The organism is Variovorax sp. AC194 (genome assembly GCF_979257995.1).
In genome coordinates, this window is sequence record NZ_OZ409823.1 from 5,293,102 (window position 1) to 5,305,544 (window position 12,443).

The 12,443-nt window shown below is 65.1% G+C and carries 12 protein-coding genes; 7 read left to right on the forward strand and 5 right to left on the reverse strand.

Annotation, left to right across the window (positions count from 1 at the left end):
* Positions 1 to 66: 66 nt before the first annotated feature.
* The 5 genes from ACZYRS_RS25210 to ACZYRS_RS25230 all read right to left on the reverse strand — a co-directional run bounded on the left by ACZYRS_RS25210 (position 67) and on the right by ACZYRS_RS25230 (position 6,109).
* Complete coding sequence (locus ACZYRS_RS25210; RefSeq protein WP_463421432.1) at positions 67 to 2,649, reverse strand: bifunctional aconitate hydratase 2/2-methylisocitrate dehydratase; 2,583 nt, start codon at positions 2,647 to 2,649, stop codon at positions 67 to 69.
* 78 nt (positions 2,650 to 2,727) lie between these two features.
* A complete protein-coding gene (locus tag ACZYRS_RS25215; RefSeq protein WP_198785644.1) occupies positions 2,728 to 3,288 on the reverse strand; it encodes a hypothetical protein in 561 nt (186 codons plus the stop codon).
* Positions 3,289 to 3,326: 38 nt separating this feature from the next.
* Positions 3,327 to 4,325 (reverse strand): HpcH/HpaI aldolase/citrate lyase family protein, encoded by a 999-nt coding sequence (locus tag ACZYRS_RS25220; protein ID WP_463421433.1) that lies wholly within the window; start codon positions 4,323 to 4,325, stop codon positions 3,327 to 3,329.
* Between the two features lie 4 nt (positions 4,326 to 4,329).
* Positions 4,330 to 5,109 carry a trans-aconitate 2-methyltransferase gene (gene tam / locus ACZYRS_RS25225; protein WP_198785646.1) on the reverse strand — a complete coding sequence of 260 codons (780 nt, stop codon included), beginning with the start codon at positions 5,107 to 5,109 and terminating at the stop codon, positions 4,330 to 4,332.
* Positions 5,110 to 5,122: 13 nt separating this feature from the next.
* A complete protein-coding gene (locus tag ACZYRS_RS25230; protein WP_042578072.1) occupies positions 5,123 to 6,109 on the reverse strand; it encodes a malate dehydrogenase in 987 nt (328 codons plus the stop codon).
* A gap of 183 nt (positions 6,110 to 6,292) precedes the next feature.
* Between ACZYRS_RS25230 and ACZYRS_RS25235 the strand changes: the two genes are divergently transcribed.
* The 7 genes from ACZYRS_RS25235 (at position 6,293) to gltA (ending at position 12,364) form a co-directional block, all read left to right on the forward strand.
* The gene (locus tag ACZYRS_RS25235) at positions 6,293 to 7,060 is read left to right on the forward strand and encodes a GntR family transcriptional regulator (RefSeq protein ID WP_198785647.1); all 768 of its coding nucleotides are present in this window, start codon (positions 6,293 to 6,295) and stop codon (positions 7,058 to 7,060) included.
* Between the two features lie 234 nt (positions 7,061 to 7,294).
* Complete coding sequence (sdhC, locus tag ACZYRS_RS25240; RefSeq protein ID WP_198785648.1) at positions 7,295 to 7,741, forward strand: succinate dehydrogenase, cytochrome b556 subunit; 447 nt, start codon at positions 7,295 to 7,297, stop codon at positions 7,739 to 7,741.
* A 13-nt stretch (positions 7,742 to 7,754) separates the two neighbouring features.
* On the forward strand, positions 7,755 to 8,120 hold the full coding sequence (sdhD, locus tag ACZYRS_RS25245; RefSeq protein WP_198785649.1) for a succinate dehydrogenase, hydrophobic membrane anchor protein: 366 nt from the start codon (positions 7,755 to 7,757) through the stop codon (positions 8,118 to 8,120).
* A 15-nt stretch (positions 8,121 to 8,135) separates the two neighbouring features.
* Positions 8,136 to 9,944, forward strand: coding sequence for a succinate dehydrogenase flavoprotein subunit (sdhA, locus tag ACZYRS_RS25250; RefSeq protein ID WP_198785650.1), 1,809 nt, complete (start codon positions 8,136 to 8,138; stop codon positions 9,942 to 9,944).
* A 47-nt stretch (positions 9,945 to 9,991) separates the two neighbouring features.
* Positions 9,992 to 10,693, forward strand: a complete 702-nt coding sequence (locus ACZYRS_RS25255) for a succinate dehydrogenase iron-sulfur subunit (protein ID WP_013540023.1) — start codon at positions 9,992 to 9,994, stop codon at positions 10,691 to 10,693.
* 20 nt (positions 10,694 to 10,713) lie between these two features.
* Positions 10,714 to 11,028, forward strand: a complete 315-nt coding sequence (locus ACZYRS_RS25260) for an FAD assembly factor SdhE (protein ID WP_099795593.1) — start codon at positions 10,714 to 10,716, stop codon at positions 11,026 to 11,028.
* Positions 11,029 to 11,053: 25 nt separating this feature from the next.
* Entirely contained in the window at positions 11,054 to 12,364 is a 1,311-nt protein-coding gene (gene gltA, locus ACZYRS_RS25265; RefSeq protein ID WP_198785651.1) for a citrate synthase, read from the forward strand.
* The last annotated feature ends 79 nt before the right edge of the window (positions 12,365 to 12,443 follow it).

Consider the following 12,443-nt stretch of genomic DNA (forward strand, 5'->3'; position numbering starts at 1 on the left):
CCGCGCAGCGCCCAAGAAAAAGCCCCGTCGAGACGGGGCTTTTTCCATCGACTTGCCGGACGAGGATCAGGCGGCCGCCGTCTCCGCCACCTTGTAGTCGTCGATCTTGTCGAAGTTCAGGTATTGGTAGATCTGGCTGCTCGACGCATCGAGCACGCCCGTCGCGGCCATGTATTCCTCGCGCGTCGGGATGCGGCCCAGGCGCGAGCAGATCGCCGCGAGTTCGGCCGAACCCAGGTACACGTTGGTGTTCTTGCCCAGGCGGTTGGGGAAGTTGCGGGTGCTGGTCGACATCACCGTCGCGCCCTCGCGCACCTGCGCCTGGTTGCCCATGCACAGCGAGCAGCCCGGCATTTCGGTGCGGGCGCCTGCATTGCCGAACACGCCGTAGTGGCCTTCCTCGGTGAGTTGCTGCGCGTCCATCTTGGTCGGCGGTGCGATCCACAGCTTGACCGGGATGTCGCGCTTGCCTTCGAGCAGCTTCGATGCGGCGCGGAAGTGGCCGATGTTGGTCATGCACGAGCCGATGAACACTTCGTCGATCACGGCGCCGGCCACGTCGCTCAGCGTCTTCACGTCGTCCGGATCGTTTGGGCAGGCCACGATGGGTTCGTGGATCTCGGCCAGGTCGATCTCGATGACGGCGGCGTAGTCCGCGTCGGCATCGCCCTTGAGAAGTTGCGGGTCCGCAAGCCAGGCTTCCTGGGCGGCGATGCGGCGCGCGAGCGTGCGGGCATCGGCATAACCCTCGGCAATCATCCACTTCATCAGCGTGATGTTGCTGTTGATGTACTCCTGGATCGGTTCCTTGTTCAGGTGCACCGTGCAGCCGGCGGCCGAGCGTTCGGCCGAAGCGTCGCTCAGCTCGAAGGCTTGTTCCACCTTCAGGTCGGGCAGGCCCTCGATCTCCAGGATGCGGCCCGAGAAGATGTTCTTCTTGCCTTGCTTGGCCACGGTCAGCAGACCCGACTTGATGGCGTACAGCGGAATCGCGTTGACCAGGTCACGCAGCGTGACGCCCGGCTGCATCTTGCCCTTGAAGCGCACGAGCACGGATTCGGGCATGTCCAGCGGCATCACGCCGGTGGCGGCCGCGAAGGCCACGAGGCCGGAGCCCGCGGGGAAGCTGATGCCGATCGGGAAGCGGGTGTGGCTGTCGCCGCCCGTGCCCACGGTGTCGGGCGTCAGCAGGCGGTTGAGCCAGCTGTGGATCACGCCGTCGCCCGGGCGCAGCGAGACGCCGCCGCGGTTGGCCATGAAGTCGGGCAACTCGTGGTGCATCTTGACGTCGACCTTCTTCGGGTACGCCGCCGTGTGGCAGAACGACTGCATCACCAGGTCGGCCGAGAAGCCCAGGCAGGCCAGGTCCTTCAGCTCGTCGCGCGTCATCGGGCCGGTGGTGTCCTGCGAGCCGACCGAGGTCATCTTGGGTTCGCAGTAGGTGCCCGGGCGCACGCCCGTGCCTTCGGGCAGGCCGCAGGCGCGGCCGACCATCTTCTGCGCGAGCGAGTAGCCCTTCTTGGTGTCGACGGGGCTGGTCGGCAGGCGGAACAGCGTGGAGACCGGCAGGCCCAGCGCTTCGCGCGCCTTGGCCGTGAGGCCGCGGCCGATGATCAGCGGAATGCGGCCACCGGCGCGCACTTCGTCGAACAGCACTTCGCTCTTGACCTGGAATTCGGCGATGACCTTGCCGTCCTTGAGCGCCTTGCCTTCGTAGGGACGCAGTTCGACCACGTCGCCCATGTTCATCTGCGCCACGTCGAGCTCGATCGGCAGTGCGCCCGAGTCTTCCATCGTGTTGTAGAAAATCGGCGCGATCTTGCCGCCGAGGCAGACGCCGCCGAAGCGCTTGTTGGGCACGAACGGAATGTCTTCGCCCGTGAACCACAGCACCGAGTTGGTGGCGCTCTTGCGCGACGAACCCGTGCCGACCACGTCGCCGGCGTAGGCCACGAGGTGGCCGCGCGCGCGCAGGTCTTCGATGAACTTCACCGGGCCGCGCTTGCCGTCTTCTTCGGGAACGATGCCGGGGCGGGCGTTCTTGTGCATCGCGAGCGCGTGCATCGGGATGTCGGGACGCGTCGTCGCATCGGGTGCGGGCGACAGGTCGTCGGTGTTGATTTCGCCAGCCACCTTGAAGATGCTGACGGTGATGCTCTGGGGCACTTCGGGGCGGCTGGTGAACCACTCGGCATCGGCCCAGCTTTGCAGCACGCCCTTGGCGTTGGCGTTGCCCTTGTCGGCCTTTTCCTTGACGTCGTGGAACTGGTCGAACATCAACAGGGTTTTCTTCAGGCCCTCGGCCGCGACGGCGCCGACTTCGGCATCGTCCAGCAGGTCGATCATCGGGCTGATGTTGTAGCCGCCGAGCATGGTGCCGAGCAGTTCGGTGGCACGGGCGCGCGAGAGAAACGCGCTCTTCTCGGTGCCATGCGCCACGGCTGCGAGGTAGCTCGCCTTGACCTTGGCCGCGTCGTCCACGCCGGCGGGGACGCGATAGGTGAGCAGGTCCAGCAGGAAGGCGCCGTCTTTTTCGTTCGCGCTCTTCAGGAGCTCGATCGCTTCAGAGGTCTGCTTGGCGCTCAGGGGCAGCGGCGGGATACCGAGCGCGGCGCGTTCGGCAACATGGTCAACGTAGGCTTGCAACATCTTCTTTTCTCCGGAAACGGGACTGGCGGGCATGCAGCGCGGCAAGCAAGAGCCGCGCCGCATCCCTGGTGGGGGCTCTTACTTCTTGGCCGGGTCGGCGCCTTCGAAAAGGCTCTTCGGCGGGTTCTTCTTCATTTCTTCGGCAAAGGCGACCTGGGCGGCCGTCTGGCATTCGTCGGCGATGCGCAGGCCCGCCTTCTGGTTCATCAGCATGGACTTGTTGCCCAACTGGAGCCACATGGCGCCGGCACGCGGGTCTTCCAGGCGGATGGCACCGGTGCGGCTCTCGACCGGGTGCATGCGGTACTTCAGGCCCTTGGTGGTCACGTTGAAGAAGCCGGGCTTCTTCTCGTCTTCGGTCACGGTCACGTCGGCGCCGAGTTCGCACTGGGCCTTGCCGGTGGAGACGCGCTTGGCGACTTCCAGGTCGGCGTCGGTCAGCACGACGTTGGTGTCATCGGCGATCGGCGTGACTTCCTCGACAGCCTTGGCGGCCTTGCGGGTGACCTGGCGCTTGGGCGGCGCTTTCTTGGTGGCGGCGGGCTTCGCAGCGGCCGGCTTGGCGGGCGCCGCGGTCTGTGCCATGGCACCGAACGGCAGAGCCAGTGCCAGTGCGGCGATCAGGGCAATTTTCTTCATGTGTGGGTTTCCTTGAGGCTGGGTTCGAAGGTTTCGTTTCAGGAGGCCGCGAGTGCAAACCAGGCTTTCGCCTCGGGAGGCAACGCGCGCCCTGTTGCGTGGGCGCGCGTCAGAACCTGCCAAAAGTGGCGGTAGCTCGCGCGGTCGTGCAATGTGCCATCAATTTGTGTCGGCGCCCAATCCGCGTCCGCGGCTTTTGCAATGATTTGTGTAGCAATCTGGATTTGTGCCTCATCGGGCGCAAACGCTTCCAGGATGGGGCGGATCTGGTTCGGGTGGATGCTCCACATCCGCGAGTAGCCGAATTCGGTGGCGGCCTTGCGGGCCGCGACGCGCATCGCGTCGGTGTCGTTGAATTCGGTCACCACGCAGTGCGAGGGCACCTTGCCGTAGGCGTGCGCCGCCGAGGCGATCGCCAGCTTGGCGCGCACCACCAGCGGATGCGTGAACTGCCCGGCCGCGCCCATGCCGTCGGCGGGAATGGCGCCGGCATGCGCCGAGACGAAATCCATCAGACCGAAGCTGAGCGACTGCACGCGCGGATGCGCGGCGATTTCAAACGCGTTGTGCACCGCGAGCGGCGATTCGATCAGCACGTGCAGCGGCAGCGCATCGGCATCGGCCGCTTCGAGCGCGGCCACGGCCTGCAGCACATCGGCCACCGATTCGACCTTGGGCACCATGAGGTGGCTCAGGCGATCGCCCGCACGACCGGCGATGGTGATCACGTCGCCCGCGAACGCGGGGTGGTCGACCGGATGCACGCGCACGCCGACGCGCATGCCGGGCCTGGCGGCCAGCGCCAGCTCGGTGACCAGCGCGGCATGCTCGGCCTCGCCGCCCACGGGGGCGCCGTCTTCGCAATCGAGGGTGACGTCGAACACGCAGGCGCCAAACTCCTCGGCCATCTCGGCCTGCAGCGCGAGGCTCTTCTTCATGCGCGCTTCGACGCCGCTGTAGTGGTCGCAGACGGGCAGCGTCACCGCGCCGGCCTGCGCGCCGAGCAGCACTTGCGCCGGGTGGACTGCGTGGGTCATGCTTTCACGCCTTCTTCTGCGCCACGATGAACATGCGCGGGAACGCGAGCAGCCGCTTGCCGTCGGTGCGCGCCGGATAGGCCTCGTCCACGCGGCGTTCGTATTCGGCGAGATAGCTCGCCTGCAGGTCGGGCGGCAGGCGGTCGACGAAGGGCTTCAGCCCCGTGCCGCGCACCCATTCGACGATGGAAGCCGCGTCGGCCATGCGGTGCTGGTAGATCGTGTGCCAGACATCGACGTTGGCGGCATGCGGCGCCAGGAGGTCGTAATAGCCGTCCAGCGGCAGCAGCTGGGTGCGCAGCCGGTCGGCATCGCCGATGGGCTCGGCCCAGGGCGCTTCGGCAGCGAGCGCGCGCATCAGGCGGTGCGTGGGCTCCTGGCGGTTGTCGGGCATCTGGACGGCGAGCACGCCGCCCGGGGCCAGCGCGTCGAACAGGCGCGGGATCAGCGTTTCGTGATCGGGCACCCATTGCAAGGACGCGTTGGCGTAGATGAGATCGGGCGCTTTGTCTTGCGGCGCCCAGGTCGCGATGTCGCTCAGCTCGAAGCGCGCGCCGGGCAGGCGCTCGCGCGCGCTGACCAGCATGGCTTCGGAGTTGTCGGTTCCGAGGGCCTGCGCCTTCGGGAACCGGTTGACCAGCAGCTCGGTGGAGTTGCCCGGCCCGCAACCGAGGTCGACCACGCGGTCGGCTTCGGCCAATGGCACCCGCGCCAGGAGCTCCTGTGCGGGTCGTGTGCGCTCGTCCTCGTAGCGACGATAGAGCGCGGGGTTCCAGTCGAGCATGCTTCGGGTGCGCTTACAGCAGGTGAGCGACGCCGGCGCGTTCGCCTTCGAGCTCTTCGAGGGTCTTGTTGATGCGTTCCTGGCTGAATGCATCGATCTCCAGGCCTTCGACCAGCTTGTACTCGCCGTTTTCGCAGGTGACCGGGAAGCCGAACATCACGTCCTTCGGAATGCCGTACTGGCCGTCCGAGGGGATGCCCATCGTGACCCACTTGCCGTTGGTGCCCAGGGCCCAGTCGCGCATGTGGTCGATGGCGGCGTTGGCGGCCGAGGCGGCCGACGACAGGCCGCGCGCTTCGATGATCGCCGCGCCGCGCTTGCCCACGGTCGGAAGGAACGTGTTGGCGTTCCATTCCTGGTCGTTGATCATCTTGGCGACGCTTTCGCCGTTGATGGTGGCGAAGCGGTAGTCGGCGTACATCGTGGGCGAGTGGTTGCCCCAGACGGTGAGCTTCTCGATGTCGGCCACGGCCTTGCCGGTCTTGGCGGCGATCTGGCTGGCGGCGCGGTTGTGGTCCAGGCGCAGCATGGCGGTGAAGTTCTTGCGCGGCAGGTCGGGGGCGCTCTTCATGGCGATGTACGCGTTGGTGTTGGCGGGGTTGCCGACCACCAGCACCTTGACGTTGCGGCTGGCGACGGCATTGAGGGCCTTGCCTTGCGCGGTGAAGATGGCGCCGTTGACGGCCAGCAGCTCGGCGCGTTCCATGCCGGGGCCGCGGGGGCGCGAGCCGACCAGCAGGGCGTAGTCGGCGTCCTTGAAGGCGGTCATCGGGTCGCCATGGGCTTCCATGCCGGCCAGGAGCGGGAAGGCGCAGTCGTCCAGCTCCATCATCACGCCCTTGAGCGCCTTCTGGGCTTTCTCGTCGGGGATTTCGAGCAGTTGCAGGATGACCGGCTGGTCCTTGCCGAGCATTTCGCCGGATGCGATACGGAACAACAGGGCGTAACCGATTTGACCGGCGGCACCGGTGACGGCAACGCGGACGGGCTTTTTGCTCATGGGAAGACTCCAGAAGGTGATGAAACGGTGTCGGCGCTCTCGTGGGGCGCCAAGGTCCGACGGGGGAAACAGCGTCCCGCGGCGCGAGACCGGCCCGCATTTTAAGCCGATTCAATGAGCCTCGTCTTATGTCTTATATAAGATATCCTCGGGGGCACCGCCACGGCGCACCCCACCGCTGCCATGAACACCCCCACCGCCCTCGACGAGCTCCCTACGCCGTCCACGCCGTCCTTCAGTCCGCTCTACCAGCAGATCAAGACCTTGATCCTGCAGAGCCTGCAGGCGGGCGAGTGGAAGCCGGGCGAACCGATTCCGAGCGAGATGGACCTGGCCGTGCGTTACCGCGTGAGCCAGGGCACGGTGCGCAAGGCCATCGACGAGCTCTCGGCCGAGAACCTCGTGGTGCGGCGCCAGGGCAAGGGCACTTTCGTCGCCACGCATGCCGAGCAGCATGTGCAGTACCGCTTCCTCAAGCTCGTGCCCGATGCGGGCGACCCGAACACCGAAGGCCCGGCCGAACGCACCATCGTCGACTGCAAGCGCCTGCGCGCATCGGCCGACGTGGCACGCGCGCTCGGCCTTCGCACCGGCGACGCCGTGCTGCAGGTGCGCCGCGTGCTCGCCTATGCGGGCGTGCCGACCATCCTGGAAGACCTGTGGCTCCCCGGCACGCCCTTCAAGGGACTCACGGCCGAACGGCTGCGCGCATGGCCCGGCCCGATGTATTCGCTCTTCGAAACCGAGTTCGGCGTGCGCATGGTGCGCGCCGAAGAACGCATTCGCGCCGTGCTGCCCGATGCGGAGCAGGCCCTGCTGCTGGACGTGACGGCGCAGATGCCGCTCCTGAGCGTCGAGCGCGTGGCGCACACGTACCACGACATGCCGATGGAGCTGCGCCGCGGCCTCTATCGCACCGACACGCACCACTATCGCAACCAGCTGGGCTGACAGCGCATCGACATGGAACATCGATTCAATCGCCTTGCATCGCCCGCGCAGCGCGCGCAACATGCTCCGAAGTCAATAGCAACCCACTGCCGCAGTGCGCCGACTCGGGCGCAGCCGATGCGCGATGGTGCATTGCAATAGAATTTTGCGTTGTTTGCATTTCCGCAGAAGAAACAAAAGCGTTCGCTCTCAGAACAAGCCAACAAGTCACAAAGCCACGAAAGCATCCCCTCAATGACAGAGCTTGCAACTCCCCCCCGGCCACCGCGTCGCGAATTCCGAAACATCAATGCCTTCACTGATCTCACGACGTACCGGCTCCCGCCGGCCGGCATCGTGTCGATCCTGCACCGCGTGAGCGGCGTGCTGATGTTCCTGCTGCTGCCGTTCATCATCTGGATGTTCGACACCTCGCTCTCGTCGGACTATTCGTTCGCCCGATTCAAGGCCGCATTCAACAGCGGCCTTGGTTTCGTTCCGGGATGGTTTTTCAAGCTCGTCGCGCTCGCGCTGATCTGGGCCTACCTGCACCACTTCATCGCCGGTCTGCGCCACCTCTGGATGGACGTGAGCCATGCGGCGGTGACCAAGGAATTCGGCCACACCTCGGCCATCGTCACGCTGGCACTGAGCGTTTTGCTCACCGTGGTGCTCGGCGCCAAGCTGTTCGGCCTGTACTGAGAAGGAGCCACCCATGTCTGTGAATTACGGCTCCAAGCGCATCGTCGTCGGCGCTCATTACGGTTTGCGCGACTGGCTCAGCCAGCGCATCACGGGCGGCCTGATGGCGCTCTTCACGATCATCCTGCTCGCGCAAGTGATCTTCTCGCGCGGCCCCATCGGCTACGACCTGTGGGCCGGCATCTTCGCCGCGCAGTGGATGAAGGTGCTGACCTTCTCCGTGATCGTCGCCCTGCTCTATCACGTGTGGGTCGGCATGCGCGACGTGTGGATGGACTACGTCCAGCCCGTCGGCATCCGTCTCGTGCTGCAAATTTTCACCATCGTCTGGCTTGTCGGTTGTGCGGGTTGGGCCATTCAAGTGCTTTGGAAGATCTGACCTGACATCCCCACCATGACCTACACAAAAGAACAAATCACCAAGCGCAAGTTCGACGTCGTGATCGTCGGCGCCGGCGGCTCCGGCATGCGCGCCTCGCTGCAACTGGCGCGCGCGGGCCTCAACGTGGCCGTGCTCTCCAAGGTGTTCCCCACGCGTTCGCACACCGTCGCCGCGCAAGGCGGCGTGGGCGCATCGCTCGGCAACATGAGCGAGGACAACTGGCACTACCACTTCTACGACACGATCAAGGGCTCCGACTGGCTCGGCGACCAGGACGCGATCGAGTTCATGTGCCGTGAAGCCCCGAAGGTCGTGTACGAGCTCGAGCACTTCGGCATGCCCTTCGACCGCAACCCCGACGGCACGATCTACCAGCGTCCGTTCGGCGGCCACACGGCCAACTACGGCGAGAAGCCCGTGCAGCGCGCCTGCGCCGCGGCCGACCGCACCGGCCACGCGATGCTGCACACGCTCTACCAGAAGAACGTCGAAGCGCGCACGCAATTCTTCGTCGAATGGATGGCGCTGGACCTCATTCGCGACGACGAAGGCGACGTGGTCGGCGTGACCGCGCTCGAAATGGAAACCGGCGACCTGCACATCCTGCAGGCCAAGACCGTGCTGCTGGCCACCGGCGGCGCGGGCCGCATCTTCCAGGCCTCGACCAATGCCTTCATCAACACCGGCGACGGCCTGGGCATGGCCGCGCGTTCGGGCATTCCGCTGCAGGACATGGAGTTCTGGCAGTTCCACCCGACCGGCGTGGCCGGCGCGGGCGTGCTGCTGACCGAAGGCTGCCGCGGCGAAGGCGCGATCTTGCTCAACAGCAACGGCGAACGCTTCATGGAGCGCTATGCGCCCACGCTGAAGGACCTGGCGCCGCGCGACTTCGTCTCGCGCTCGATGGACCAGGAAATCAAGGAAGGCCGAGGCTGCGGTCCCAACAAGGACTACGTGCTGCTCAAACTCGACCACCTGGGCGCCGACACCATCCACAAGCGCCTGCCTTCGGTGTACGAGATCGGCGTCAACTTCGCCAACGTCGACATCACCAAGGAACCGATTCCCGTGGTGCCGACCATCCACTACCAGATGGGCGGCATCCCGACCAACATCAACGGCCAGGTCGTCATCCAGAAGGGTGAAGAGAACAGCGCCGTGGTGAACGGCCTCTACGCCGTGGGCGAATGCTCCTGCGTGAGCGTGCACGGCGCGAACCGCCTGGGCACCAACTCGCTGCTCGACCTCTTGGTGTTCGGCCGCGCGGCCGGCAACCACATCGTCGAGTTCAACGACAAGCTGAAGGAACACAAGGACCTCCCCAAGGATGCGGCCGACCGCACGCTGGAGCGCCTGAACCGGCTCGAATCGACCACCACCGGCGAATACGCGCAGGACGTGGCCGGCGAGATCCGCGCGGTCATGCAACAGCACGCCGCGGTGTTCAGGAAGCAGGCCTCGATGGACGAAGGCGTGGTCAAGATCGCCGCCGTGCGCGAGCGCGTCAATGCGATCGGCCTGAAGGACAAGTCCAAGGTGTTCAACACCGCCCGCATCGAAGCGCTGGAAGTGGACAACCTGATCGAAGTGGCGCAGGCCACGATGGTCTCGGCCGCCGCCCGCCGCGAATGCCGCGGCGCCCACACGGTGGAAGACTACGAGCGTCCCGCGGACGATCCGGTCGCACCGCTGGGCCGCGACGACGCCAACTGGATGAAGCACACGCTCTGGTACAGCCAGGACAACCGCCTCTCGTACAAGCCGGTCAAGCTGCAGCCGCTCACCGTAGCCTCGGTTCCGCCGAAGGTCCGCACGTTCTAAGCAACGGCTAACGTCAGCCAAGTAAAAGCATTCACAAGGTCACCACGATGAAGCGCACATTCCAGATCTACCGCTACGACCCGGACAAGGACGCCAAGCCCTACATGCAGACGATCGAGATCGAGCTCGACGGCCACGAACGCATGCTGCTGGACGCCCTGATGAAGCTCAAGGCACAGGACCCGACGCTGTCGTTCCGCCGCTCCTGCCGCGAAGGCGTCTGCGGCTCGGACGCGATGAACATCAACGGCAAGAACGGCCTGGCGTGTCTCACCAACATGCTCACGCTCAAGGGCACGATCGTGCTCAAGCCCCTGCCGGGCCTGCCCGTCATCCGCGACCTGATCGTGGACATGACGCAGTTCTTCAAGCAGTACAACTCGATCAAGCCGTACCTGCAGAACGACAACGTGCCGCCCGAGAAGGAGCGCCTGCAGTCGCCCGAAGAGCGCGAAGAGCTCAACGGGCTGTACGAGTGCATCCTGTGCGCGAGCTGCTCCACGAGCTGCCCGAGCTTCTGGTGGAACCCCGACAAGTTCGTGGGCCCGGCAGGCCTCCTGCAGGCCTACCGCTTCATCGCCGACAGCCGCGACGAAGCCACCGCCGAGCGCCTGGACAACCTGGAAGATCCGTACCGCCTCTTCCGTTGCCACACGATCATGAACTGCGTCGATGTGTGCCCCAAGAACCTGAACCCCACCAAGGCCATCGGCAAGATCAAGGAATTGATGGTGCGTCGCGCCATCTGATCCTTCTTCCGGAAATCACCATGCAAACCGCCGACGAACTCCAGCAGCCGCTCAGCGAACGTGCGCTGAGCAAGCTGAAATGGCGTTGCCGGCGCGGCCTGCTCGAAAACGACCTGTTCATCGCCCGCTTCTTCGAGCGGCACGAATCCCACATGACCAATGGTCAGGCGGGAGCGATGGAGACATTGATGGACCTGTCGGACAACGACCTCCTCGACCTTTTGCTGCGCAGGAAGGAGCCCGAGCCCGAATGGGCCGGTGCCGAGGTGGTCGCATTGCTGCATCTGATGCGCACCGACGGCGCCCAGCGCCCCGCAATCTCTCCTTCGTCCTGAATCCTCCTTTTGAAAGTAAATCGAAATGAAAGCATCCGATACCAAGGCCACGCTGTCGTTCAGCAACGGCGGCGACAGCGTTGAACTGCCGATCTACAAGGGCACCGTCGGTCCCGACGTGATCGACATCCGCAAGCTGTACGCACAGACCGGCATGTTCACCTATGACCCGGGCTTCATGTCGACCGCCGCCTGCCAGTCGGCCATCACGTACATCGATGGCGACAAGGGCGAGCTGCTGTACCGCGGCTACCCCATCGAGCAGCTCGCGACCAACTGCGACTTCCTGGAAACCTGCCACCTGCTGCTGTACGGCGAACTGCCCGACGCGCCCAAGAAGGCCAACTTCACCAAGCTCGTGACGAACCACACGATGGTGAACGAGCAGATGCAGTTCTTCCTGCGCGGTTTCCGCCGTGATGCCCATCCGATGGCCATCATGACCGGCCTGGTGGGCGCGCTCTCGGCCTTCTATCACGACAGCACGGACATCAACAATCCCGAGCACCGCGAGATCGCCGCGATCCGCCTGATCGCCAAGATGCCCACGCTCGTGGCCATGGCGTACAAGTACACGATCGGCCAGCCGTACATGTACCCGAAGAACGACCTGAGCTACGCGGGCAACTTCCTGCACATGATGTTCGCCACGCCCTGCGAGGAATACAAGGTGAACCCGGTGCTCGAGCGCGCGCTGGACCGCATCTTCATCCTGCACGCGGACCACGAGCAGAACGCCTCGACCTCGACCGTGCGCCTGTGCGGCTCGTCGGGCACCAACCCGTTCGCGGCGATTGCGGCCGGCGTGGCCTGCCTCTGGGGCCCGGCCCACGGCGGCGCCAACGAAGCGGCGCTCAACATGCTCTACGACATCCAGAAGGAAGGCGGCGTGGAGAAGATCGGCGAGTTCATCAAGAAGGTCAAGGACAAGAACTCGAACGTCAAGCTCATGGGCTTCGGCCACCGCGTGTACAAGAACTACGACCCGCGCGCCAAGCTGATGCAGGAAACCTGCAACGAAGTGCTGACCGAGCTGGGCCTGGAACAGGACCCGCTCTTCAAGCTGGCCAAGGAACTGGAAAAGATCGCCCTGGAAGACGAGTACTTCGTCTCGCGCAAGCTCTACCCGAACGTGGACTTCTACTCGGGCATCGTGCAGCGCGCCATCGGCATTCCGGTGCCGCTGTTCACCGCGATCTTCGCGCTGGCCCGCACGGTCGGCTGGATCGCCCAGCTGAACGAAATGATCGGCGACCCCGAGTACAAGATCGGCCGCCCGCGCCAGCTGTTCGAAGGCTCGCCCAAGCGCGATGTGAAGCCGATCTCGGCACGCTGATCGCTCGCTGGCGAATCGGCATGGGGCTTCGGCCCTTGCCGAGGGCTCCAATAAAAAAAGCTGCCCGAGGGCAGCTTTT

Bases quoted from the DNA above. Each gene is read 5' to 3' on its own strand.
- sdhA (WP_198785650.1), top strand. From the start codon at position 8,136: ATGACCTACACAAAAGAACAAATCACCAAGCGCAAGTTCGACGTCGTG.
- ACZYRS_RS25220 (WP_463421433.1), bottom strand. From the start codon at position 4,325: ATGACCCACGCAGTCCACCCGGCGCAAGTGCTGCTCGGCGCGCAGGCC.
- ACZYRS_RS25235 (WP_198785647.1), top strand. From the start codon at position 6,293: ATGAACACCCCCACCGCCCTCGACGAGCTCCCTACGCCGTCCACGCCG.
- ACZYRS_RS25215 (WP_198785644.1), bottom strand. From the start codon at position 3,288: ATGAAGAAAATTGCCCTGATCGCCGCACTGGCACTGGCTCTGCCGTTC.
- ACZYRS_RS25210 (WP_463421432.1), bottom strand. From the start codon at position 2,649: ATGTTGCAAGCCTACGTTGACCATGTTGCCGAACGCGCCGCGCTCGGT.
- ACZYRS_RS25230 (WP_042578072.1), bottom strand. From the start codon at position 6,109: ATGAGCAAAAAGCCCGTCCGCGTTGCCGTCACCGGTGCCGCCGGTCAA.
- ACZYRS_RS25255 (WP_013540023.1), top strand. From the start codon at position 9,992: ATGAAGCGCACATTCCAGATCTACCGCTACGACCCGGACAAGGACGCC.
- sdhC (WP_198785648.1), top strand. From the start codon at position 7,295: ATGACAGAGCTTGCAACTCCCCCCCGGCCACCGCGTCGCGAATTCCGA.
- gltA (WP_198785651.1), top strand. From the start codon at position 11,054: ATGAAAGCATCCGATACCAAGGCCACGCTGTCGTTCAGCAACGGCGGC.
- sdhD (WP_198785649.1), top strand. From the start codon at position 7,755: ATGTCTGTGAATTACGGCTCCAAGCGCATCGTCGTCGGCGCTCATTAC.
- tam (WP_198785646.1), bottom strand. From the start codon at position 5,109: ATGCTCGACTGGAACCCCGCGCTCTATCGTCGCTACGAGGACGAGCGC.
- ACZYRS_RS25260 (WP_099795593.1), top strand. From the start codon at position 10,714: ATGCAAACCGCCGACGAACTCCAGCAGCCGCTCAGCGAACGTGCGCTG.